20 protein-coding genes and 1 tRNA gene are annotated in these 21129 nt (G+C 68.6%); 13 read left to right on the top strand and 8 right to left on the bottom strand.

All coding sequences use genetic code 11. From position 1 onward, the window contains the following. The first annotated feature begins 351 nt into the window (after nt 1-351). Both AC3EO4_RS07875 and AC3EO4_RS07870 read left to right on the top strand, forming a co-directional pair. Nucleotides 352-1335: a BtrH N-terminal domain-containing protein gene (locus AC3EO4_RS07875; protein WP_379572994.1), complete on the top strand. Its 984-nt coding sequence runs from the start codon at nt 352-354 to the stop codon at nt 1333-1335. 72 nt (nt 1336-1407) lie between these two features. Next, nucleotides 1408-4548 (top strand): AfsR/SARP family transcriptional regulator, encoded by a 3141-nt coding sequence (locus tag AC3EO4_RS07870; RefSeq protein ID WP_431894543.1) that lies wholly within the window; start codon nt 1408-1410, stop codon nt 4546-4548. On the opposite strand, the gene AC3EO4_RS07865 is transcribed toward AC3EO4_RS07870, so the two are convergent. After that, complete coding sequence (locus AC3EO4_RS07865) at nt 4532-5227, bottom strand: ABC transporter permease (RefSeq protein ID WP_431894698.1); 696 nt, start codon at nt 5225-5227, stop codon at nt 4532-4534. The genes AC3EO4_RS07870 and AC3EO4_RS07865 overlap by 17 nt on opposite strands. Here AC3EO4_RS07865 and AC3EO4_RS07860 point away from each other — a divergent pair. Further along, complete coding sequence (locus AC3EO4_RS07860; protein ID WP_431894703.1) at nt 5166-5303, top strand: hypothetical protein; 138 nt, start codon at nt 5166-5168, stop codon at nt 5301-5303. The genes AC3EO4_RS07865 and AC3EO4_RS07860 overlap by 62 nt on opposite strands. Here AC3EO4_RS07860 and AC3EO4_RS07855 read toward each other — a convergent pair. From AC3EO4_RS07855 to AC3EO4_RS07840, 4 genes are all read right to left on the bottom strand, one after another. Continuing rightward, complete coding sequence (locus AC3EO4_RS07855) at nt 5290-6246, bottom strand: ATP-binding cassette domain-containing protein (protein ID WP_379572997.1); 957 nt, start codon at nt 6244-6246, stop codon at nt 5290-5292. The genes AC3EO4_RS07860 and AC3EO4_RS07855 overlap by 14 nt on opposite strands. Nucleotides 6247-6386: 140 nt before the next feature. Next, a complete protein-coding gene (locus AC3EO4_RS07850) occupies nt 6387-7205 on the bottom strand; it encodes an SGNH/GDSL hydrolase family protein (protein WP_431894541.1) in 819 nt (272 codons plus the stop codon). 19 nt (nt 7206-7224) lie between these two features. After that, nucleotides 7225-8034 carry an SGNH/GDSL hydrolase family protein gene (locus tag AC3EO4_RS07845; protein WP_431894540.1) on the bottom strand — a complete coding sequence of 270 codons (810 nt, stop codon included), beginning with the start codon at nt 8032-8034 and terminating at the stop codon, nt 7225-7227. Nucleotides 8035-8036: 2 nt separating this feature from the next. After that, nucleotides 8037-8669: an NAD(P)-dependent oxidoreductase gene (locus AC3EO4_RS07840; protein ID WP_379573000.1), complete on the bottom strand. Its 633-nt coding sequence runs from the start codon at nt 8667-8669 to the stop codon at nt 8037-8039. 106 nt (nt 8670-8775) lie between these two features. Between AC3EO4_RS07840 and AC3EO4_RS07835 the strand changes: the two genes are divergently transcribed. After that, the gene (locus AC3EO4_RS07835; RefSeq protein WP_431894539.1) at nt 8776-9360 is read left to right on the top strand and encodes a TetR/AcrR family transcriptional regulator; all 585 of its coding nucleotides are present in this window, start codon (nt 8776-8778) and stop codon (nt 9358-9360) included. Nucleotides 9361-10016: 656 nt separating this feature from the next. Here the strand turns inward: AC3EO4_RS07835 and AC3EO4_RS07830 are convergent. Beyond that, a complete protein-coding gene (locus AC3EO4_RS07830; RefSeq protein ID WP_431894537.1) occupies nt 10017-10364 on the bottom strand; it encodes a hypothetical protein in 348 nt (115 codons plus the stop codon). 437 nt (nt 10365-10801) lie between these two features. On the opposite strand from AC3EO4_RS07830, the gene AC3EO4_RS07825 reads away from it, so the two are divergent. From AC3EO4_RS07825 to AC3EO4_RS07805, 5 genes are all read left to right on the top strand, one after another. Beyond that, entirely contained in the window at nt 10802-11410 is a 609-nt protein-coding gene (locus tag AC3EO4_RS07825) for a DUF2637 domain-containing protein (RefSeq protein ID WP_431894535.1), read from the top strand. A gap of 49 nt (nt 11411-11459) precedes the next feature. Further along, nucleotides 11460-11804 (top strand): type II toxin-antitoxin system RelE/ParE family toxin, encoded by a 345-nt coding sequence (locus tag AC3EO4_RS07820; RefSeq protein WP_431894533.1) that lies wholly within the window; start codon nt 11460-11462, stop codon nt 11802-11804. Nucleotides 11805-11809: 5 nt separating this feature from the next. Continuing rightward, nucleotides 11810-12109 (top strand): helix-turn-helix domain-containing protein, encoded by a 300-nt coding sequence (locus AC3EO4_RS07815; protein ID WP_379573006.1) that lies wholly within the window; start codon nt 11810-11812, stop codon nt 12107-12109. Between the two features lie 255 nt (nt 12110-12364). Next, nucleotides 12365-12976 (top strand): hypothetical protein, encoded by a 612-nt coding sequence (locus AC3EO4_RS07810; RefSeq protein ID WP_431894531.1) that lies wholly within the window; start codon nt 12365-12367, stop codon nt 12974-12976. Nucleotides 12977-12981: 5 nt separating this feature from the next. Next, nucleotides 12982-13140: a hypothetical protein gene (locus AC3EO4_RS07805; protein WP_379573010.1), complete on the top strand. Its 159-nt coding sequence runs from the start codon at nt 12982-12984 to the stop codon at nt 13138-13140. Here AC3EO4_RS07805 and AC3EO4_RS07800 read toward each other — a convergent pair. Continuing rightward, nucleotides 13122-13207: transfer RNA gene (locus AC3EO4_RS07800), tRNA-Leu, on the bottom strand. The genes AC3EO4_RS07805 and AC3EO4_RS07800 overlap by 19 nt on opposite strands. Before the next feature lie 108 nt (nt 13208-13315). On the opposite strand from AC3EO4_RS07800, the gene AC3EO4_RS07795 reads away from it, so the two are divergent. The 3 genes from AC3EO4_RS07795 to AC3EO4_RS07785 all read left to right on the top strand — a co-directional run bounded on the left by AC3EO4_RS07795 (nt 13316) and on the right by AC3EO4_RS07785 (nt 17430). After that, nucleotides 13316-14593, top strand: a complete 1278-nt coding sequence (locus AC3EO4_RS07795) for a M20/M25/M40 family metallo-hydrolase (protein ID WP_431894529.1) — start codon at nt 13316-13318, stop codon at nt 14591-14593. A 167-nt stretch (nt 14594-14760) separates the two neighbouring features. Further along, nucleotides 14761-15285, top strand: a complete 525-nt coding sequence (locus tag AC3EO4_RS07790; protein WP_379573012.1) for a hypothetical protein — start codon at nt 14761-14763, stop codon at nt 15283-15285. Between the two features lie 186 nt (nt 15286-15471). After that, the gene (locus AC3EO4_RS07785) at nt 15472-17430 is read left to right on the top strand and encodes a chaplin family protein (RefSeq protein WP_379573013.1); all 1959 of its coding nucleotides are present in this window, start codon (nt 15472-15474) and stop codon (nt 17428-17430) included. Between the two features lie 201 nt (nt 17431-17631). Here the strand turns inward: AC3EO4_RS07785 and AC3EO4_RS07780 are convergent, their stop codons facing one another. Beyond that, entirely contained in the window at nt 17632-17817 is a 186-nt protein-coding gene (locus tag AC3EO4_RS07780; protein WP_354909235.1) for a DUF5703 family protein, read from the bottom strand. Between the two features lie 177 nt (nt 17818-17994). Between AC3EO4_RS07780 and topA the strand changes: the two genes are divergently transcribed. Then, the gene (gene topA / locus AC3EO4_RS07775) at nt 17995-20676 is read left to right on the top strand and encodes a type I DNA topoisomerase (protein ID WP_379573014.1); all 2682 of its coding nucleotides are present in this window, start codon (nt 17995-17997) and stop codon (nt 20674-20676) included. Nucleotides 20677-21129 lie beyond the last annotated feature (453 nt).

The following is a 21129-nucleotide window of genomic DNA, read 5'->3' as shown; positions in this document are numbered from 1 at the left end:
GTGGCTCACGCAACGCTCGCCGCAGTGATCCTCGCTGGAGGCGCCGCTGCCTTCTTTCATGCGGCCCGAGTGGCACGCCCGACCCGCGTACGCCATCCGCTTCGGCGACCACCTGCGAGAGGACCTTGCGGCAGTGGCGGCGCGGCGGCGGATCGCCGACTGTGATCCCACGTGCGTTGATCTCGGCTGGACTCTCCCCCCGTGGGAGGCCGCATGCTACTCCTGACGATCCTGGTAGCCGGTCAAGGAAGTAGCGGGGCGACCGGAGCCGGAACTCGGCGAGCCGGCGCGCGTCGGCACGGACAGTGGCCACGTGCACGCTGATCGCCCAGTTGTTGAGGAGAGCGACGTATGACCATCGTGAAGGACATCGAGGCCCGCGGCATGCACCACTGCGAGACGACGGCGCTGGGGGTGCTGCTGCGGCATGAAGGACTCGATCTGTCCGAGCCCATGCTGTTCGGACTGGGCTCGGGCCTGTCCTTCGTCTATTGGGACAGCAAGGGCATGGCGTTCCCCTTTCTCGGAGGCCGCGTCAAGCCCTTCGAGCTCACCAGGAACCTGACCGCCAGGCTCGGGCTGACCTTGCTGGTCGAGGAGACCACCTCGCCGCGCAAGGCGTGGGAGAACGTGGCCGCCCCCATCGACGCAGGTCAGCCGGTCGGCCTCCAGCTCGACTGCTATCACCTGGAGTACTTCCGGTCCAAGGTGCACTTCGGCGGCCATGTCGTCGCCATGTACGGCTACGACGAGCACGACGTCCACCTCGTGGACACCGACCAGCAAGGAGGAGCGGTGCGCACCAGCAGGGGCAGCCTGGCCATGGCGCGGACCGAACGCGGCCCGATGACCGCCAGGAACCGATCATTCACCATCACCCTGCCGGAGCACTCGCCTTGCTGGCAGGACCAGATCATCCCCGCCATCAGGGACTGCGCCGACGCCTTCCTCGCCGCTCCCATCGCGAACCTGGGCCACCGCGGCATCGAGAAAGCCGCCGAAAAGGTGCCCACATGGCTGCTGCGCACCGGCAACCCGCAGCAGGACCTACCGCAGGCCGCCCTCCTCATGGAGAAGGGCGGCACCGGCGGTGCCTTGTTTCGCGCCCTCTATCGTGACTTCCTCGGCGAGTGCATCCAGCTGATCGACGACGGCAACCTCCGCGCAGGTCATAGGTTGTACGCCGAGGCCGCCACCCTGTGGACGGACGTGGCCGGCTTGATCACGAAGGCCGGCGAGAGCGGCGACGTGGAGCATCTCGAGCAGGCCCGCGTCATTCTCCGCGATCTTTCGTGCATCGAGAGGAATGCCATGCAGATGCTGCGTCAGGTGTAGCTCAAGGTCATACCTCGGCCGATCAGGTGGCGGCGTAGCCGGTCGTCGTCACAATTCGGCACAATTGCCGATGTGAGAGTCGGATTGCTGGGACCGTTCGAGGTCAGGAACCGTGACGGGGCCGTGGTGGAGGTCCCTGGGGTTCGGCTGCGCGCACTGCTGGCAGTGCTCGCCCTCGAACCTGGCCGGATCGTCACGCGTGCGAGGCTGGTGGACTGGATCTGGGGGGAACGGCCGCCCGCGGACGAAGTGAATGCCGTGCAGGCGTTGGTGTCCAGGCTGCGCAAGGTGTTGCCGGACGGTGTGGTCGAGGCGGATTCCGGCGGGTACCGGCTGGCCGTGGCTCCTGATGCCGTGGACGTGTGCAGGTTCGAGCACCTGGTCGTCCAGGCCCGTGCCGCCGAGCCTGCGGCGCGGGCGGATCTGCTGCGCTCGGCCTTGGCATTGTGGCGCGGCACGGCCATGGCCGACATCGCGCTGCAAGAGAGCGACGCGTTCGACGCCGCGGTAGCGCGTCTGGACGATCTCTATGTCGCCGCGCTCGGGGATCGGGTGGATGCGGATATTCGCCTCGGCCGTGGCTCGGAGTTGCTCTCCGAGCTGACCGAGCTGGTTGCCAGGTATCCGCTGCGGGAAGGGTTCGTGGCGGCCTTGATGCGAGCGCTCGCCGAGGCGGGGCGTGCGAATGAGGCGTTGACCGTGTTCCAGCGGACGCGCGAACGGCTCGCTGAGGAGTTGGGCGCCGATCCATCGGCTGAGCTCTCCGCGCTGCACACCGCGTTGCTGCGCGGCGAACTGGGCGAGCGGGCGGAGAACCGCAGGACGAACCTGCGCGCCGAGCTGACGAGTTTCGTCGGCAAGGACGATGACATCTCCGCGATCGCCGTTGTGGCCATAGGGCACCGGCTGGTCACCTTGACGGGCGCGGGTGGCGCCGGCAAGACAAGACTGGCCACGGAGACCGCGCGGACGATGCTCGCCGAGCTGCCGGACGGGGCGTGGCTGGTCGAGTTGGCCTCGGTGCAGGCAGGCGGTGAGCTGGCGCAGGCCGCCCTTACCGCGATCGGCCTGCGTGACCAGGCGCTGCTCGGCGATGCGCGGGCAGGGGACCCGATGGATCGGCTCATCGCCGCGGTCCGGGAGCGCGCGATGTTGCTCATCCTGGACAACTGCGAGCACATGATCGAGGAGGCCGCGGCTTTCGCGGATCGGCTGCTGGGGGAGTGCCGGAGGCTGCGGATTCTGGCCACGAGCAGGGAACCGCTCGGTATCACCGGGGAGGTGCTGTGGCAGGTCGAGCCACTCGCGCTGCCCGCGAAGGGCGCGGACCCCGCAGAGGTCGGGTCCTCGCCCGCGGTGCGGCTGCTGCGGGACCGTGCGGATCTGGTGCGTAAGGACATCGGCTCCGACGCGCACACCTTGTCGGCCATGGCGCGGATCTGCCGGGCGCTCGACGGGATGCCGCTGGCGATCGAACTGGCCGCGGCACGGCTGCGCACCATGTCCATCGATCAGCTGGCCCGCCGGCTCGATGACCGATTCCGGCTGTTGACCGGCGGCAGCCGTACGGCGCTTTCCCGGCACAAGACGCTGCGCGCGGTCGTGGACTGGAGCTGGGATCTGTTGAGCGAGGCCGAACGTGGCGTGCTGCGGCGGCTTTCGGTGTTCTCCGGCGGGGCGAGCCTGGAAGCGGCCGAACGGGTGTGCGGAGATGAGGCGTTCGCCGGGGAGCAGGTACTCGACCTGCTGACCGCGTTGATCGAGAAGTCGCTGCTGCTTGCCGACGGCGAGGGCACGCGCTACCGGATGCTCAACACCATCAGGGAATACGCCGCGCACCGGCTCGCCGAGGCAGGGGAGACCGAGTCGGCGCGCCGGGCGCACCTCGCCTACTTCACCGAGCTGGCCGAGACGGCCGAGCCGTACCTGCGTCGGGCCGAGCAGCTGGAATGGCTGGCCACGCTCGAGGCCGAGCACGACAACATCAGCGCGGCACTGCGCGGGGCGATCACCGAGGGATGGGCGCAGGAGGCGATGCGGCTGGCCGGGGCCGTGGGCTGGTACTACTTCCTCAGCGGGCACAGGACCGAGGGCACCGAGTTGAGCATCGCGGCGGCCTCGCTGCCCGGTGAGGTGACCGACGAGGTGCGGGCGATGGCGTGCGCCATCGTGACGATGTTCGTGACCTCCGGGCCCGGGCGCGATCAGTACCAGGCGCGGGAGTGGATCCTGCAGGCGCACCGGTTCACCCAGCGCAGCGACTACCGCAACCCGCTGCTCGGGTTCGTCGCCCTCTGGGAGCGGATGCTGCAGGAGCCGACGGGGTTCCTCCCCGCGTTCGAGCCGCTCATCGCCGACGACGATCCGTGGGTGCGCGCGCAGGCCAGGCTCACTCGTGGCCGATTCCGGCTCACACTCGGCGGCGACGAGACCGACGTGGACAACGACATGGAAGTCGCCCTCGCCGAGTTCCGCATGCTGGGTGAACGGTTGGGGATCTCGTTGGCGCTGACCTTCCTGGGCGATCGGCTCGCCATGCGCGGCGAGTTCGCACGCGCGTGTGAGCACTACGAAGAGGCGGTCGCGGCACTGACCGAGATGGGCTCGACCGAGGACGTGGTCGGCATACGGGCGCGGCAGGCTCAGCTGTACTGGCTGCTCGGCGATGAGCGATCCAGCACGTCCGCCATGGCGGAAGCGCGGCGGTGCGCGGACGGGATCACCTGGCCGGACACGATCGCCGAGCTGGCGATCGCGGAGGCGCAGCTGGCGCGCTTGCGCGGCGAGCCGGACAAGGCACACCAGCACCTGACCACGATGCTGGCATTGACGGACGACGGGGAAGCATGGGGGTACTTCCGTGCCATGGCCCAGGACGTGAACGGCTACCTCACGGAGGATCTCGAGAAGGCCCGCGCGTATCGGAGCGAGGCGTTCCGCGCGGCCGTGGAGACGACGTACCCGCCGCTGATCGCCGGGGCGTTGATCGGGATCGCGGATCTCGCGCTGCGCCAGGGGCAGTACGAGCAGGCCGTGCGATTGCTCGCGGCGAGCGACGCCGTGCGCGGTACGCCCGATCGCTCGCAGCCGGACGCTTCCAGGATCGCCGCGGACGCGCGGAATCGCCTCGGCGAAACTGTGTTCGCCGAGGCGACCCGTGTCGGGCAGCAGCGGGATTGGCGGGAGCTGGCCGAGATCACGCTCGCTTCGTGAACGACTTGCGCGCCCACAGGTAGCCGATCAGCGTGAGTCCCACGCACCAGGCGATCGCTGTGATGGCCGTGCCCGTCGACGGCGTGCCGGTCAGGAACCCGCGCAGGGTTTCGATGATGGGGGTGAACGGCTGGTACTCCGCGAATTCCCGCACGCCCGGCCCCATCTTGTCGGCCGGCACGAATGCGCTGCTCAAGAAGGGAAGCAGCATCAGCGGGACGCCGAGGATGCCCGCGCTTTCCGGCGACTTCGCCGCGAGACCGGCCGCGATGGTCAGCCAGCTGATCGCCAGTACCGTCAGCACGACGATGCCGATCGCGCCGAGCCACTCCGGGAAGCTCGCCGACGGGCTGAATCCCATCAGGAACGCGACCCCGACGACGAGCGTGATGGCCACCAGGGTCCGCAGCATGGTCGCGACCACGTGCGCGTTCAACACCGCGGCCCGTGACACGTCCATGACGCGAAGCCGGTTGATGAATCCGGTCGTCATGTCGGAGTTCACCCCGGTCGCAGTGGGGCCGATCCCGTAGCCGACGGTCATGATGATCAACCCTGGCGTCGCGTAGTCGACGTAGTCGCTGCCGACGCTGAATCCGCCGCCGAGCACGTAGACCATGAGGAACAACAGGAAGATCGGCATGATGATGGCGTTGAGCAGTGTCAGCGGATTCCGCATCGTGTGCCGGAAGTTGCGCCGCATCATGGTCGCGGAATCCGCGAGGGAAGCTGAGATGGCGTTCATCGTGCGTTGACCTCCGTGTTTCCGTGACCGGTGAGGGCGAGGAAGACGTCATCCAGGTCCGGTGTGTGCACCGACAGTTCCTCGACTTCGATGGATTGCGCATCGAGCCGATCGAGCAGCGCGCGCAATGACCGCACCCCGCCATCGCCGGGCACACGCAAGGCCAGCTCTTCGTCGTCCCTGGTGGACCCGGGCAGGGCCCGCGCCGCGACGTCGAGCTCGTGCTGGTTGGTGAACCGTAGCCGGACATGGCTGCCGGGAACCCGGCGCTTGAGCTCGTCGGCGGTGCCCTCGGCGACCAGCCGGCCCTGATCGAGTACGGCGATGCGGTCGGCGAGTTGGTCGGCCTCCTCGAGATACTGGGTGGTGAGGAAGATGGTCCTACCGTCGGCGACCAGGCCCCGGATGATCTCCCACATGGTGCGGCGGCTGCGCGGATCGAGTCCCGTCGTGGGCTCGTCCAGGAAAATGATCTGCGGCTCGCCGACCAGCGTCATGGCGAGGTCCAGCTTGCGGCGCATGCCGCCGGAGTAGGACGCCGCCTGCTTGCCCGCCGCTTCGACCAGATCGAACCGGTCGAGCAGCCTGTCGGCGATTCGTTTGCCCTCCGCCTTGGGCAGGTGCAGGAGATCCGCCATCATCAGCAGGTTCTCCTTGCCGGTGAGCAGGTTGTCCACCGAGGCGAACTGCCCGGTGACCCCGATCGCCGCGCGCACCGCCTTGGCAGCCGTGGCCACGTCGTGCCCGGCGACGACCACCTTCCCGGCGTCGGGGGTCAGCAGCGTGGTCAACACGTTCACCGTCGTGGTCTTCCCGGCGCCGTTGGGCCCGAGCAGGGCGAAGATCGTGCCGGCCCGGACGTTCAGGTCGATGCCGTCGAGCACGGCCTTGTCTTTGTACGCCTTCCGCAGCCCCGAGGCCGCAATGGCTGAACCGTTCATGGCGTCCACCATCGCCGACCGCGCTGATACCGGGCCGTCGCCGTCCTGACGCGGCCGCTGACACGACACCGCGGCAGACCGGATCGCCGCCGGGACCTCTGCCAGGCGGGCGCGAAACTCTCCACTCCCGGCGGAACGCGCCCTCATCCATCTCACACCGCAGCGGCCCGCCGATGGCGGCGATCAACGTGCAGGGTGCGGGACAGCCACTCGGTGACGAGGTCGGCGATCAGGGTGCCGGCTCGATCGTTGAGGTGGATGTGGTCGGTGAGCATGGTCAGGCCATTGCCTGTGGCGATGTCGTCCAAGGAGCGGCGCAGGAGATAGTGCTGCAGGGCGACGCGCAGCGCCAGGCCGAAGCTGAAGGCGAAGCGGGGCGCGGTGCTGTTCGAGCGGATGTGCTCGGAGATGCGCTCATATGTCGGCAGGTAGGTGATGTCCGCACGGGTGGCGGCCTGCTCGATGGCGGCGTTGTAGGGGGCGAGTTCCCGGTTGGCCGGGCCGTCGAGGTCCTCGCCGAGCGGGGGCGCCGACAGCAGGGCGATGTGGGCGGTGGTACGGGCCTGCAACTGGTTGACGATCTGTTCCAGGTTGGTTCGGAAGCGGGTCACGGGGATGCCGTTGCGGGCGTCGTTGGTGCCGATGAGGATGGTGACGGCGTCCGGCCGGCAGGCCACGACCTCCTCCATGCGGTCCAGCAGGTCGGCGGTGGTGTGGCCGTTGATCCCCGCGTTGACGAACTCGTGCCCGCCAGGGCCGAGCCGCTCGCGCAGCGCACCCACCCAGTCCGCGCTGAGGCTGGCGTGGGTGAGGCTGTCACCGAAGGCGACCGTGACGGTGTGGGTGCCGGGCCTGGGCCCACGGGTGCGGAACTTCTTGGGCGGGTTGGCGGGCGGGCGGCGGAAGGCCAGGTACATCAGGGCACCCAGGCCGCCGATGAGGAACAGGATCAGGGTGATGGCGACGGTCATGGTGATCTCCGGTGGAGTTTCAGCGGGTGTTGGCTGCTGGTGACAGCCAGTGAGAGGTGAGGCCGGTGATGACTGCTGCGCCGCGCTCGCTGAGGTGGACGTGGTCGATGAGGAACTCGCGTCCGCCGGCGCGGGCGATCTCGTCCCAGCTGCGCCGTAGCAGGTAGTGCTGGGCGGCGACGGCGAAGGCGAGCGGGAAGCTGAAGGCGTACGGCTGCCGCCCGCCTTGCGGCCGTAGGCGGTCGGCCAGGCGCTCGTGCACAGGCAGGTAGTCGACCTGCGTCCGGTGCGCGATTTCCTTGATCGCGGCGTTGTATCCGGCGAGCCTTCGGTTGATCGCTGTGTCCAGGTCCTCGCCGAGGGGCGGCAGGGACATCAGCGCGATCCTGGCCGTGGTGCGGGACTTGAGATGGTCGATGATCGCGCCGAGATTGTCTCGATACTGATCCAGCGGGACGCCGTTGCGGACGTCGTTGGTGCCGATCAGGATCGCGACCGCGGCCGGGTGGCAGGCCACGATGTCGGCCTCGACCCGCCGGCGCAGGTCGGCGCTGGTGTTGCCGTTGATTCCCGCGTTGATGAACGCGTATTCCTGGTGTTCGGGCTGGGCGCGCAGCGAGCCGACCCAGTCCGTGCCGAGTGTGCCCTGGGTCATGCTGGCGCCGGCGGCGACCACGCGGGGGCGGGCGTCCGGCCTGTGTCCGTGGGCGCAGACTTCGGCCGGGGCCTGCTCAGCCGGGCGGAGGAAGGTGAGGTAGCCGACCATGCCGGTGCCGGCGAGCGCGACGGCGAGTAACAGGCACAGGCCGATGATGATCTTTTTCTTCATGGTCAGTATCCCAGGGCGAGGCTGTGGCAGATGGTGGCCGGGTCGGCCAGCGCGGCGAGGATGGCGTGGGCCAGATCGGCGCGGGCGATGGTGATGCCGCCGCGTACGTTCTCATCCAGGGCGGTGCGGTAGGGGCGGTGCGCGCCGTCGGTCAGGCGTGGAGGCCGCATGATCGTCCAGTCCAGGCCGCTGGTGCGGACGGCTTGGTCGGTGTGGGCGAAGTCGGTGAACCCGGTGCGGAGGAGTCGCCGCAGTAGCGGCTTGACCAGGAAGCGGTTGAGTGGCCCGTCACCGCCGTCGACGATGTGCCCGCTGGCGGTGACGACGATCAGGCGGCGGGTTCCGGCGGCGCGCATCGCGGTGATGATCGAGCGGGCGCCGTCGGCGCATACCGTCGCCTCCGCCTTCGCACGAGGTCCCAGGGCGGAGACGACGGCGTCTCGGCCGGTGAGGCTGGCGCGGATCGCGTCGGGGTCCATCACATCGGCGACGACCGGCTCCAGCCGAGGGTGCGGTGCCTGGTGGAGCCGGGCCGGTTCGCGAACGACCGCGGTGACGTGGTGGCCCGCGTCCAGAGCCTGGCTGACGAGGTGCTGTCCGGTGCCGCCGGTGGCGCCGAAGACGGTGAGTTTCATCTACACTCCCAGTGGTTAGTAAACGCTCGTTAGCCGCTTTCGAGGCGAGAGGTTAGCGAGTGTTTACTAACCACGTCAAGCGTGATCCGACCAAGAAGGGACTCAGATGGGCACCAGGGACGTGATCCTCGACGCGGCGGCCAAGGTGATGGCCGAGCGGGGACTGGCCAACATGACAACCCGCCAGATCGCGCAGGCCGCCGGGTTCACCGAGGCGGCCCTGTACAAGCACTTCACCAACAAGGCCGACCTGATCGTGGCGGTGGTGCGGGAGCGCTCGCCCGGCATGACCCGGCTGGCGCAGGCGCTTCAGATAGGACCGGGCACGGGCGACCTGGCGGACAACCTCACCGCCATCGCCCAGACCGCGATCGCCTTCTACCGCGACGGCTTTCCGATGTTCGCCTCGATGTTCGCCGACCCCGCCACCCTGGCCACACACAAGGAGGAGCTACGACGCCAGGACGCCGGCCCGCACAAGGCCAACGAAGCACTCGCCGTCTACCTGCGCGCCGAACAGGCAACCGGCCGGCTACGGCCGGACGCTGACGTGCAGGCCGCCGCCGGACTGCTGCTCGGCGCCTGCTTCCAGCACGCCCTCCTGGATCACATGTCCACACCCGACCTCCGCGACGACGGCGAAGCCGCAAGGGAGTTCGCCCACGCGCTCCTCGCACCGTTGGTTCCCTGACGGGCTCCGCCCTCCGGGGGACCATGGCGGCGTCGAAACCCGGCCCCCGAGTTCCGCTGGGCCTGCGTCGTGTCCCAGGGCGGCTTTGAAGGCTGCTGGGCTTTCGGGCTCCCCTTGCGGCGAGGGGCGCCTCCTCCGTCAGGCTGCACTGATCGTGACCTCTGTCCGGTTGCTGGAGCGCTGACCAGGGCCTGGTCGCGCAGCCAGGCGACCGGAACGCGGCGGGACACGCCCATCCGCACGGCCGGGATCCGCCCTTCGGTGGTGGTCTTCCTGATCGTGCGCCCGTCCTGACGAATCCTCACGTCATGCCCGGCAGCTGGGTTCGCGACCCCGATAGTCCGAACCCGCAAGTATCAGCGCAGTGTCGCGGCTCGTTCTGGAGGCAGAAATGCAGATACCCCGAGCCGATGACCTCGGGGTAGATCTTGTGTCCGAGGGGCGTAGTGAGCCCTTCGCCGATCTTTGGATAGTGGTCAGAAGGGGCCGAGCCGGCTCCCGTCGCCTCATCGTGTCGAGACCGTATCCCCGACCGGCCGCGAAGATGGGCACTGTCCCCGCCCGGGCGGCGTGGGCCACCGGCGAGAGGCGACGGGGTGGTCCGCCCTCGTCGCCGTCGTCACCTGGTCAGCGACCATCCCGGGCGGGAGACGTGGTCAGCGGCACAGGTTGGTCAGCCGCGTCGCGATCTTCAGGCCCGCTTGCTTGGTGGAGCCGCTCCACATGCCTCCCGCCACATCGTAGATCCTGTTGCGGAGGACCGACCATGAACCGGTGGTCGGCTTGTTGAGCCGCTTCAGCCAGGCCCTCGCGTCGGCAGATGCCCTGCTGCAGGAGTCGGCGGCGACCTGGGCCGTCGCCGCCTGCGACGTCCCGGATGCATGGGCGGCCGTGACCGGCAGTGCGATGGCCGCTGCGACCAGCAGGGGGGCGGTCATGATGCTGATACGACGAAAAGTCAAGATCTTCCCTTCGCGAAAGCCATGATCGACTAGCAAGATCATCCGGCAGTGTAGCCGGGGGCGCCGCGACGATGCCAGCCCGGGGGTACGGAGCCTTGACCGCCAGACATGGGAGACATTCGACGGTGCCGGATACGTTCTGGACCATGCACAAGGTTGTGAACAGAGCGCTCGCGCGCGGCGTGGCCGCGGCACTGGCGCCGGCCTTACCGGGCCAACCCCGGAGGAGTCAGGCTGAGACCGTGATGATCGCCGGCGGGTGCCGCGCGCCGTACGGTGGACGTGAAACCGTCGCGAGGTTCGCCGCGATCACGGGCGGCAAGGGCCGATCAAGCCTCGTTATGGTGGCGAAAACACAAAAGCCCCGAGTCTGTGATTTACACAAACTCGGGGTCTCCTGGGTGTCCGAGGGGCGACACCAACCAAATCCCCATGGACGCTGAGTACCGAGTTCCTGGTTGGAACGGTTGGGGTGTGAGATGCGTCCCGACTGCTGGATCCGGCTTACGACGACCGCCAGCGTCCTCCTCGTCGCGTTGATCGCCGCCGTCGTCTCCTTCCGGCACATGCACGAGCTCGCCCTGCTGCACGGCGAGGATCCGCTGGCAGCCGCCCTCATCCCGCTCGCAGTAGACGGCACGATCGTCGCGGCCCCGATTTCCCTGCTTCTGGCCAGTCGGTACGGCTCGCGCGGTGGAGTGCTGCCGTGGTCGCTGCTCATCATCGCGAGCTTGGCGAGTTTGGGCGCCAACGTCGCTGTCGCCGAACCGTCTCTGATCGGTCGGGTCATCGCGGCATGGCCCTCCTTCGCGCTGATCGGCGCCTACGAGATGCTCATAAGTCAGATCCGTCGCTTCGCGAATCCGCACAATTCCGGTGATGATGCGGAGCCCGAAACCCTAACCGTTCAGCTGCGCCGTCGCGCGCCGGATCGCACGCTTCAGCAGCATGCGTGGCGCTGGGCCCAGGACAACCTCCTACCGGGTGGCGAACTCCCCGGTGGTGAAGCGATCGCTGAAGCATTCGAGCGTTCTGCACGCTGGGGGCGCTTGGTGAAGAAGGCGGGCCTGGTGGGTGAACTGGGCTGATGCGCCATTCACAGGACGGCGCACTTGCCTGCCGTATAACGTCCATGTTATGACTTGGGGAGAGCTGGAACTGGAGCCCGAGGTCGACAAGTGGTTCGACTCGCTCAGCCAGGACGATCAGGAGACGGCCGTCTTCTATGTCGACCTCCTGGCGGAGCGGGGCGTGCTGCTCGGCGAGCCGTACACCAGGCAGTTGCATGGCAAGCTCCGGGAACTCCGCTTCCATCTCTCTCGCGAGGCTGTGCGCATCACGTACTGGATCGCTTCGGGTAGGAGGATCATCCTGCTCACAGTGTTCAAGAAGCAGCGGATGCGCGAGGCCGGTGAGATCGAGCGGGCGATGCGGGCCATGGAGCGGTGTAGCGCCGAGGCGCACACGGCAGATGAGGAGTGAGGGCCATGGGGGAGCGCAAGGCGTGGGCCGACAAGCGTGCCGAGATCATGAGCCGTCCAGGCGCCGGTGCCGCTTATGAGGCCGCTCGTCTTCGATTCGAGTTGGGGGAGGCGGTACGGCAGCGCCGCGAGGAACTGGGGCTCACACAGGCAGAGCTGGCTGAGCGGGCCGGCCTGAAGCAGCCTGCGGTTGCCCGCTTCGAGGCAGGAGGCACTATGCCCACCATCCCCATGCTGGAACGCCTCGCCGAGGCGCTCGAGGTTCGGCTCAACGTCCAATTCCAGCCACTCCGCCGGGCAAGCTGACCTAGCGCAGGAAAGGCAGCTCACGCAGAGTAGAGGACTTCTGGTCGGAGCCCGGCTCGCGCGACCACATCATGCGGCTGTGCCCAGCGACCGGGGGTCCTTGTCCTCGCTACGCGCTGTCGTTCGACCTCGGCTCCCGGCAGATGCTCGCGCGTCCCGGCCGAGGTGTGGCCCGTCCTCCGGTCCGGCCGCTCCCCTGTTGCGCACCTGCCCGCCTGGTTCCGCGACCTGAAAGCGCGGACGAAGGCGCTGGAGTTGGAGGCGCAGGTGCGCGCCCTCACGATGGCGACCACGCTCACCTCCACCAGTTCCACCACGCTCACCCGGATCGCCTGGGCGTCGTTCCCGCGCTGGGGGTCGACCGTCTCGGTGGATGTGGTGGTCACTCTGTCGAGCGCGACCTCGTTTGACGTGCTGTTGACGGCGGACGGCACCCAGATCGACCTGAAGACGATCACCGCGTCGGGGACGGTGACGGTGTCGGGGTTCTTGCTGCCGGCGTGGGCGTTCGGGGCGCGGAAGGTCGTCGAGGTGCTGGTGAAGGTCAACTCCGGGTCTCCGTCTGTGGCGGGGACGCTTCGTGAGCTGGCCTGTCAGCTGCTGGAAGCCGAGTGGTCCGATGGCCAGCAGATTGATGACCTCTTCCTGGTTCTCCCCAAGGAGCCACAAGACCTGTGGGCCGTCAGGGCTATCAAGGAGATCTTCGGCGTCTCGATCATATGGAAGACCGATGGAGGTTGGGACGGGTTGTCCGTGGACGCCGCGCTGGGAAGGTGGCGGGGTCGTACTCGCAATGAAGTCCTCCGCCAGGCAGAAGGCAGCCCACGATCACCAGAGACCAGCTCAAGAGAACCATCGAGAACCTAGGAGACATGGTGAAAGCCCTCACCGACGCCCCAGCCGAACGCAAGGCCGACCTCTACCAGGTCATGGGCCTGCGCGCCGCCTTCGACTCGGAAAGCAAGAAGGTGCGAGCTCACGTGGAGCTCGCACCTCATTGGGGAACCAAGAGTGTCCGAGGGGGGACTTGAACCCCCATGCCCCGCAAAGGGCACTAGCACCTCAAGCTAGCGCGTCTGCCTATTCCGCCACCCGGACTTGGTGCCTGCACGCGGGACCGTCATCCCGCGTCGGCTCAGTAAGGTTAGCAAACTCTGCGGGGTGCGTCATACCGTGTTTCCTCGAGACCTGATCGAAGGAGTCCGCATGACCGCGCTCACGGGTGAAGACGAGGTCGTCGACCTCTGCCGCGACCTGATCCGCATCGATTCGAGGAACGCCGGAGACAACGCGGGCCCTGGCGAGAGGCAGGCCGCGGAGTACGTGGCGGGGAAGCTCGCCGAGGTGGGTCTGGAGGCGCGGATCCTCGAGAGCGACGACCGCAGGGCCAACGTGATCGCCCGCATCGAGGGTGAGGATCCGGGCAGGGGCGCGCTGATGCTGCACGGGCACCTGGACGTCGTGCCGTTCGACGCGGGTGACTGGCGGCACCATCCGCTGTCGGGTGAGATCGCGGACGGCTGCGTCTGGGGCAGGGGCGCCGTCGACATGAAGGACATGGACGCGATGATCCTGGCCGTGGCCAGGCAGCGCGTGCGGGAGGGGCGCAGGCCACCGCGCGACGTGGTGCTGATGTTCACCGCGGACGAGGAGGCGGGCGGAGCCTACGGGGCCAACTGGCTGGTGAACAACCACCCTGGCCTGTTCGAGGGTGTCACGGAGGCGATCGGCGAGGTCGGCGGGTTCAGCGTGTCGCTCGGCGACGACCGGCGGCTGTACCTGATCGAGGCCGCGGAGAAGGGCATGGCGTGGATGCGGCTGAAGGCCGAGGGCCGCGCGGGCCACGGCTCGATGCTCAACGCCGAAAACGCCGTCACCGAGCTCGCGGAGGCCGTCGCCCGCATCGGCCGTCATGACTGGCCGGTACGGCTGACGCCGACCGTGAAGCGCCTGCTGGAGGAGCTGGAGCTCGGCCCCGACGACGTCGACAAGTTGGGCCCGCTCGCGCGCATGATCGGCGCGGTGCTCCGCAACACCGCCAACCCGACGATGTTCCAGGGCGGCTACAAGGCCAACGTGATCCCGCAGAGCGCGGAGGCCGTGGTGGACGGGCGGTTCCTGCCCGGGTTCGAGGAGGAGTTCTTCGCCACCGTCGACGAGCTGCTCGGGCCGAACGTGACGAGGGAGTTCGTGCAGCACCAGGTGGCGCTGGAGTTCCCGTTCGAGGGGCCGCTGGTGTCCGCCATGGCCGAAGCGCTCCTCGCGGAGGACCCGGCCGCGAAGGCCGTGCCGTACACGCTCTCAGGGGGCACGGACCTGAAGGCCTTCAGCCGGCTGGGCATCACCGGGTACGGCTTCGCGCCGCTGAAGCTGCCGGCCGACCTGGACTTCTCGGGAATGTTCCATGGGGTGGACGAGCGGGTGCCGGTCGATTCGCTCCGGTTTGGGGTCAGGGTGCTTGACCGATTCCTTGGACTCTGCTGAAAAGCTCTTGCGACCACCTTGGGTGCTGCTACGGTTACGGACCGTTGAGGGGTGAGTCCACGGACTGGCCTCACACGTGAGGTCGGTTCTGGAGCTCGGGAGGTCACGTGGCACGCACGCCGGTGCAGCAGCGGGGGGCGCACGCCCTCCCTGCTCGGCGCGTGCCCGTGACTGTTTCCGAAGAGCGCGCGACCACCGATCGGGCCGCCCGGATGGCGCGGTTCGCGGCCGGCGCCCGCTCGGTCATCGCACGAGCGCTGACGGTAGGCGGCCTGCTGGTCGCCGGTTGGCTGCTCGCCATGCTCTTCGGGCTGCTCTCAGCAGCTCCGGCGGCCGCGGAGACCACCGCGGCGACAGGAGCCGACACCTCTCAGGCCACCGCCGGTTTCCCCACGGCGGGCGGCGCCACCTTGGTGATGGACAACACCGAGGCGATGGCCGGAGCTGAAGTCGACGGGCTGACCAGCCAGTCGAAGCCCGGCTTCCCAACACCTTCCACCGCGGGCAAGAGCATGGGCGCCAACGGCTTGGCCCCCAACAGCGGTGGCAACGGCCCGTTCGGGCCGGGCATGGGGGACATCGCGCGGTCCTTCTTCGACCCGCGCGAGACGGCTCAGCGCGCCCCCCTGGCGTGCGTGCTGCCCCCGGTCTTCCGCACAGCGGCGGACGACCCTTCTTTCTCACCTGACTGAATCCGCTCAAGAGCAGGAGCGTGGGCCGAGTCCCCTCCGCTGAGCGTGTGATTTCACCCGTCAGATGTGGTTCGCGAAATTCTCCGAGGTTCCCGCTGTGCGTGGTCGTCCCGTCGACCTCGCTCGGCCTCGGCTGCCCGCGAACTGTCAGGCACATCCCCCCAAGAACCACAAGGAGCATTCATCATGCGTACGTGGGCCAAGGCTTCGACCCCCGCGGCTCTGCTCGCGGTGGCGGTCATGTCCTTCGGCGGCGGTACCGCCGTCGCCGACACCTCCGGAGACTCCTCCATCGGTGGCGGCAACCAGGTCAACCTGCCGATCTCGCTTCCTGTCGACATCAGCGGCAACTCGGTCGGTGTGGCGGGCGAGTCGAACGCGAACTCCGAGGGCGGCGCGAGCGTCGAGAACGTCGGCAACACCAGCATTCCCAACAGGACGTCGGGTAACAGCAGCATCCTGGGCGGCAACCAGGTCAACGCGCCGATCAGCGCGCCGGTCAACGCCTGTGGCAACGCGCTGTCGCTGTTCGGCAGCTCCGAGGCCGGCTGCAAGGGCGGCGCGTCGGTGAAGAACGCCGGCAAGGGCGGCGCGGGCGGCAACAGGACCTCCGGCGACAGCAGCATCCTGGGCGGCAACCAGATCACCGCGCCGATCAGCGCCCCGATCAACGCCTGCGGCAACGCGCTGGCCATCTTCGGCGACGCCACCGCGGGCTGCAAGGGCGGCGCGTCGGTGCGCAACTCCGGCGTCGGCGCCGGTGGCAACACCACGTCGGGCAGGAGTTCCGTGCTCGGCGGCAACCAGGTGATCGCGCCGATCAGCGGCCCGATCAACATCTGCGGCAACGCGATCGCCGTCTTCGGCGAGGCGTTCGCGGGCTGCAAGGGCGGCTCCAGCGTCACCAACGGCCCCGGCAAGCCGGGCCACGGCTACCACCGCGTCCCCGGCCGTCCTGGCTCCTCGGGCAACGACACCGACGGGCGCTTCAGCGCGGGCAGCGGCAACCAGGTGATCGCCCCGATCAGCCTGCCCATCACCGCCTGCGGCAACGCGGTCGGCAACGCTCCGGCCGGCTGCAAGGGCGGCAGCTCGGTCGAGAACACCGCGGCCGGCAGCGGCGCGGGCGGCAACACCACCTCGGGCCGGTCGGGCGTGCTGTCCGGCAACCAGGTCGTGGCCCCGATCACGGCGCCGGTCAACGTCTGCGGCAACGCGGTCGCCGTCCTCGGCCAGGCCTTCGCCGGCTGCAAGGGCGGCGTGTCGGTGAAGAACGGCGGCAGGGGCGCGGGCGGCAACACCACCTCGGGCCGGTCGGGCGTGCTGTCCGGCAACCAGGTCGTGGCCCCCATCACCGCGCCGATCAACGCCTGCGGCAACGCGGTGGCCGCGCTCGGCCTGGCCGAGGCCCACTGCAGGGGCGGCGCCTCCGTCTCTCCGAAGAACGGCGTGGGCGGTGGCGGGAACACCACCTCCGGCAGGTCCGGCGTCCTCGCGGGCAACCAGGTGATCGCGCCGATCACCGCCCCCATCAACGTCTGCGGCAACGCGGTGGCCGTCCTGGGCGACGCCGCGGCCGGATGCCTCGGCGGCGCCAGGGTCGGTAAGCCGGTCGACGAGCACCCCAGCGGCTTCGACCACTGGACGCGCACCGGCGGCAGGTTCGCCGGCGCCAAGACCAGCGGTCTGCTCCCCGCCCTTCCCGTCGTGCCCGCGATGGCCGGCCTGAAGGACGTGGGCAATGTCACCCACCAGATGGGCGGCTCGGGCCTGCCGGCCCTTCCGCTGGTGGGCGACCTGGCCGGCACGCTCGGCCTGCCCGAGCTGCCGGGCCTGCCCGGTCTGCCCGGCCAGCCCGCCACGCCCGCCCAGCACCAGGGCCAGGGCACGCCCGCCGGTGGCAGCCCCGCCTCCGCCCTCGGCCCTGCCACCTCGCTGGTGGCCTCCACCCCCGTCGGCGGGGCGGTCGGGTCCGCCACGGGCGCTCTGCCCGTCGGCGACCTCGGCCTGATGAGCGCCGCTCAGCCGTCCGGTGTCACGGGGATGAACTCCAACTCGCTGCTCGCGCTGGTCATGGGCGCCATGTTCGCCGCCTCGGCCACGCTGTTCGCGACCACCCGCCGCATCCGTTTCGGCAAGAAGTAGCAAACCTGTCACCCGCATCCGGTGGGTGAGCACGCGGCACAGGAACCTCTGCCCGCTCCCAGCCGGGGGGCGGGCACGGCCCGTTGCCCCTGGTGGTGGGACCCGTGACGCTTTGTCCGCTCTCGTCAAGACGCGAACGGGCAAAGGCAAAGACGCTTTGCCCGTTCTGGGGGGCGCGGCCCTGGGACGGGCAAAGCCATGTCACAACGTGCTGCGGACCCGGATAACCTTGCGGCGGAGCCGTACGTGTCGGCTGCCATCGGGGTGCAGCCGCACTCTGGCGAGCTCCCACTGTCCGTATTCGGCGTGTTCGGTCAGCAGTTGACGTGCGGCTTCGCGTGAAGTGTCGCGGGGGATATAGACATCCATGTAGGAGTAGGCCAGCACAGCGATTAGTCTCCAGGGTGAGTTAGGGAGCAACGGCACTCACTCGGCCTTATTCTGCGTCCTTGAGTGAGACAGTGACCCCCGGGGAAGGAAAATCCCCCGACACGGGTTACCTTTCAGATCTGTGCCCGCTCCCGGCAGGGGGATAAGCAAGCGAACAGCGAGGTAGGAAGCAGCGTGCCAGCCAACAACGGCAGCGCCGGCGGAAATCGCCTGGTGATCGTCGAGTCGCCGGCCAAGGCGAAGACGATCGCGGGCTACCTTGGGCGCGGTTACATCGTCGAATCGAGCATCGGCCATATCCGCGACCTGCCGGAGAAGGCGGATGACATCCCCGAGAAGTTCAAGGGGGAGGCCTGGGCACGTCTCGGCGTCAACGTCGACCACGAATTCGAACCGCTGTACGTCGTCAACCCTGACAAGAAGGCACAGGTCAGCAAGCTGAAGCAGCTGCTGAAGGATGCCGACGAGCTCTACCTCGCCACTGACGAGGACCGCGAGGGCGAGGCCATCGCGTGGCATCTGCGCGAGGTGCTCAAGCCGAAGGTGCCCGTGCACCGCATGGTCTTCCACGAGATCACCCCGCAGGCGATCCGCGACGCGGTGTCCAACCCGCGCGACCTCAACCTGCGGCTGGTCGACGCGCAGGAGACGCGGCGCATCCTCGACCGCCTCTACGGCTACGAGGTCAGTCCCGTGCTGTGGAAGAAGGTCAAGCCGCGTCTTTCCGCGGGTCGCGTGCAGTCGGTGGCGACGCGCCTGGTGGTGGAGCGCGAGCGGGACCGGATGGCGTTCACCGCCGCCCACTACTGGGACCTGTCCGCGCTGTTCGACTCCAACAAGCCGGAGGAGACGCCGCGCGACTTCACCGCCACGCTGACCGGCGTCGACGGCAAGCGCGTCGCGCAGGGCCGCGACTTCGGGCCCGACGGGCGGCTGAAGAACGCCAACGTGCTCCACCTGTCCGAGCAGGCCGCCGCCGAGCTGGCGGGGCGGCTGCGGACCGCGTCGTTCGCCGTCCAGTCGGTGGAGCGCAAGCCGTACACCCGCAAGCCGTACGCGCCGTTCAGGACGACCACGCTGCAGCAGGAGGCCAGCAGGAAGCTGGGCTTCTCCGCGAAGTACACGATGCAGGTGGCGCAGCGGCTGTACGAGAACGGCTTCATCACCTATATGCGTACCGACAGCATCACGCTGTCCGAGACGGCCGTCGCGGCCGCGAGGTCGCAGGCCATCAAGCTGTACGGCTCGGCGTACGTGCCCGACAAGCCGCGCGTCTACGCCAGCAAGGTGAAGAACGCCCAGGAGGCGCACGAGGCCATCCGTCCTTCGGGCGAGGAGTTCCGCACGCCGGGCGAGACCGGGCTGAGCGGCGACATGTTCCGCCTGTACGAGCTGATCTGGCAGCGGACTGTCGCCTCCCAGATGAAGGACGCGGTCGGCGAGTCGGTCACCGTCAAGGTGGCGGGCGGGGGCGCGGAGTTCACCGCGACCGGCCGGACGATCACCTTCTACGGCTTCCTGAAGGCCTACGTCGAGAGTTCGGACGACCCGTCGACCGACCGCGACGACTCCGAGAAGCGCCTGCCGAACCTCGACGAGGGCGACGCGCTCGGCCTGACCAGGCTCGACGTCGCAGGCCACTCGACCAAGCCGCCCGCCCGCTACACCGAGGCGTCGCTGGTCAAGGAGCTGGAGGATCGGGAGATCGGCCGTCCTTCGACGTACGCCTCGATCATCGGAACGATCCTCGACAGGGGCTACGTGTTCAAGAAGGGCACCGCGCTGGTGCCCTCCTTCCTGGCCTTCGCCGTCGTCAACCTGCTCGAGCAGCACTTCGGCAACCTCGTCGACTACGACTTCACCGCCGAGATGGAGAAGGTCCTCGACGACATCGCCAACGACAGGGCCGAGCGCGTTCCTGAGCTGCAGCGCTTCTACTTCGGCCACGAGGGCGACGAGGGCCTGAAGGAGATGGTCACCGACCTCGGCGAGATCGACGCCAAGGAGATCAGCTCCTTCCCGATCAGGGGCAGCGACATCGTGATCAGGGTGGGCCGCTACGGTCCCTACCTCGACCGCGACGGCGTCCGCGTCAACATCCCCGAGGACATGACGCCTGACGAGCTGACCGCGGAGAAGGCGGAGGAACTGTTCGCCAGGCCGACGGGCGACAGGGAGCTGGGCCGTGACCCGGTGACCGGCCACCTGATCGTCGCCAAGGACGGCCGCTTCGGGCCGTACGTGACCGAGATCCTGCCCGAGGCCGCGCAGGACGACACGAAGAAGCGCACGAAGAAGGCCGACGCGCCCAAGCCGCGCACCGGCTCGCTGTTCAAGTCGATGTCGCTGGACACGATCACGCTGGAGGACGCGCTCAAGCTGCTGTCGATTCCACGCGTCGTCGGCGCGATCGACGGCGAGGAGGTCACCGCGCAGAACGGCAAGTTCGGGCCCTACATCAAGAAGGGCACCGACTCGCGGTCGATCGGGTCGGAGGAGGAGCTGTTCACGATCACGATCGAGCAGGCCAAGGAGCTGTTCGCGCAGCCCAAGCAGCGTGGCCGCCGTACGGCTGCCGCCGCGCCGCTGCGTGAGCTGGGCGAGGACCCCAACTCCAAGAAGCCTGTGGTGGTCAAGGAGGGGCGTTTCGGGCCCTACGTCACCGACGGGGAGACGAACGCCTCGCTTCGCAAGGGCGACACGGTCGAGGACATCACCATCGAGCGGGCCGCCGAGCTGCTGGCCGAGCGGCGTGAGCGCGCTCCCGCCCCGAAGAAGACGCCTGCGAAGAAGACGCCCGCGAAGAAGGCGGCCACGGGCACGACCACGAGGAAGAAGCCCGCCGCCAAATCGTGACCGGTGAATTGTCGGTCACGGACCGTAAGCTGACGGAGTGATCTGGCAGCCGGTCATCAGGACGCGCCCAACCGGGCACGGCACTCGCCGTGCCCGGTTCGTGGTGTCAGGACGGTTCACGCCCCCGTCCGCCGACGGTCTCGCGCCGGTGATCCCCTCGGGTGGGGCGCTGCCTTCGGCCGGTGTCGTGTGTGGCCGCGCGCCGTCCGCCGCCGACCGTGTGCGGTGCCGTGCGCGCCGTCGTCCTTCCCTCCGCGTCGCGGGGGCCTGCTCCGGGGGCCGTGTCGCGGGGAGCTGTTCCGGAGGGACGCCCATCGGTGATCATGTGTGGGGTCGGGTCGGCGTTTTCCTGGGCGGACGGGGCTCGGGATACCGCTGGTGCCGGTGGGCCCGTACGGTGAGATCTCCCTGGTGCAACTTGCCTCCGTGAGAAGTTCACAGGTATTACCCTCA

Source organism: Nonomuraea sp. bgisy101 (assembly GCF_057708945.1).
The sequence above is the reverse complement of the archived record's forward strand: the minus strand, read 5'-3'. Positions and strand labels throughout refer to the sequence as shown.

What these genes read in the sequence shown, in the direction of transcription:
- AC3EO4_RS07875 (WP_379572994.1), top strand. Translation starts at nt 352, where the DNA reads ATGACCATCGTGAAGGACATCGAGGCCCGCGGCATGCACCACTGCGAG.
- AC3EO4_RS07860 (WP_431894703.1), top strand. Translation starts at nt 5,166, where the DNA reads ATGAGGAACAACAGGAAGATCGGCATGATGATGGCGTTGAGCAGTGTC.
- AC3EO4_RS07865 (WP_431894698.1), bottom strand. Translation starts at nt 5,227, where the DNA reads ATGCGGAATCCGCTGACACTGCTCAACGCCATCATCATGCCGATCTTC.
- AC3EO4_RS07855 (WP_379572997.1), bottom strand. Translation starts at nt 6,246, where the DNA reads ATGGTGGACGCCATGAACGGTTCAGCCATTGCGGCCTCGGGGCTGCGG.
- AC3EO4_RS07850 (WP_431894541.1), bottom strand. Translation starts at nt 7,205, where the DNA reads ATGACCGTCGCCATCACCCTGATCCTGTTCCTCATCGGCGGCCTGGGT.
- AC3EO4_RS07845 (WP_431894540.1), bottom strand. Translation starts at nt 8,034, where the DNA reads ATGAAGAAAAAGATCATCATCGGCCTGTGCCTGTTACTCGCCGTCGCG.
- AC3EO4_RS07840 (WP_379573000.1), bottom strand. Translation starts at nt 8,669, where the DNA reads ATGAAACTCACCGTCTTCGGCGCCACCGGCGGCACCGGACAGCACCTC.
- AC3EO4_RS07835 (WP_431894539.1), top strand. Translation starts at nt 8,776, where the DNA reads ATGGGCACCAGGGACGTGATCCTCGACGCGGCGGCCAAGGTGATGGCC.
- AC3EO4_RS07830 (WP_431894537.1), bottom strand. Translation starts at nt 10,364, where the DNA reads ATGATCTTGCTAGTCGATCATGGCTTTCGCGAAGGGAAGATCTTGACT.
- AC3EO4_RS07825 (WP_431894535.1), top strand. Translation starts at nt 10,802, where the DNA reads ATGCGTCCCGACTGCTGGATCCGGCTTACGACGACCGCCAGCGTCCTC.
- AC3EO4_RS07820 (WP_431894533.1), top strand. Translation starts at nt 11,460, where the DNA reads ATGACTTGGGGAGAGCTGGAACTGGAGCCCGAGGTCGACAAGTGGTTC.
- AC3EO4_RS07815 (WP_379573006.1), top strand. Translation starts at nt 11,810, where the DNA reads ATGGGGGAGCGCAAGGCGTGGGCCGACAAGCGTGCCGAGATCATGAGC.
- AC3EO4_RS07805 (WP_379573010.1), top strand. Translation starts at nt 12,982, where the DNA reads ATGGTGAAAGCCCTCACCGACGCCCCAGCCGAACGCAAGGCCGACCTC.
- AC3EO4_RS07795 (WP_431894529.1), top strand. Translation starts at nt 13,316, where the DNA reads ATGACCGCGCTCACGGGTGAAGACGAGGTCGTCGACCTCTGCCGCGAC.
- AC3EO4_RS07785 (WP_379573013.1), top strand. Translation starts at nt 15,472, where the DNA reads ATGCGTACGTGGGCCAAGGCTTCGACCCCCGCGGCTCTGCTCGCGGTG.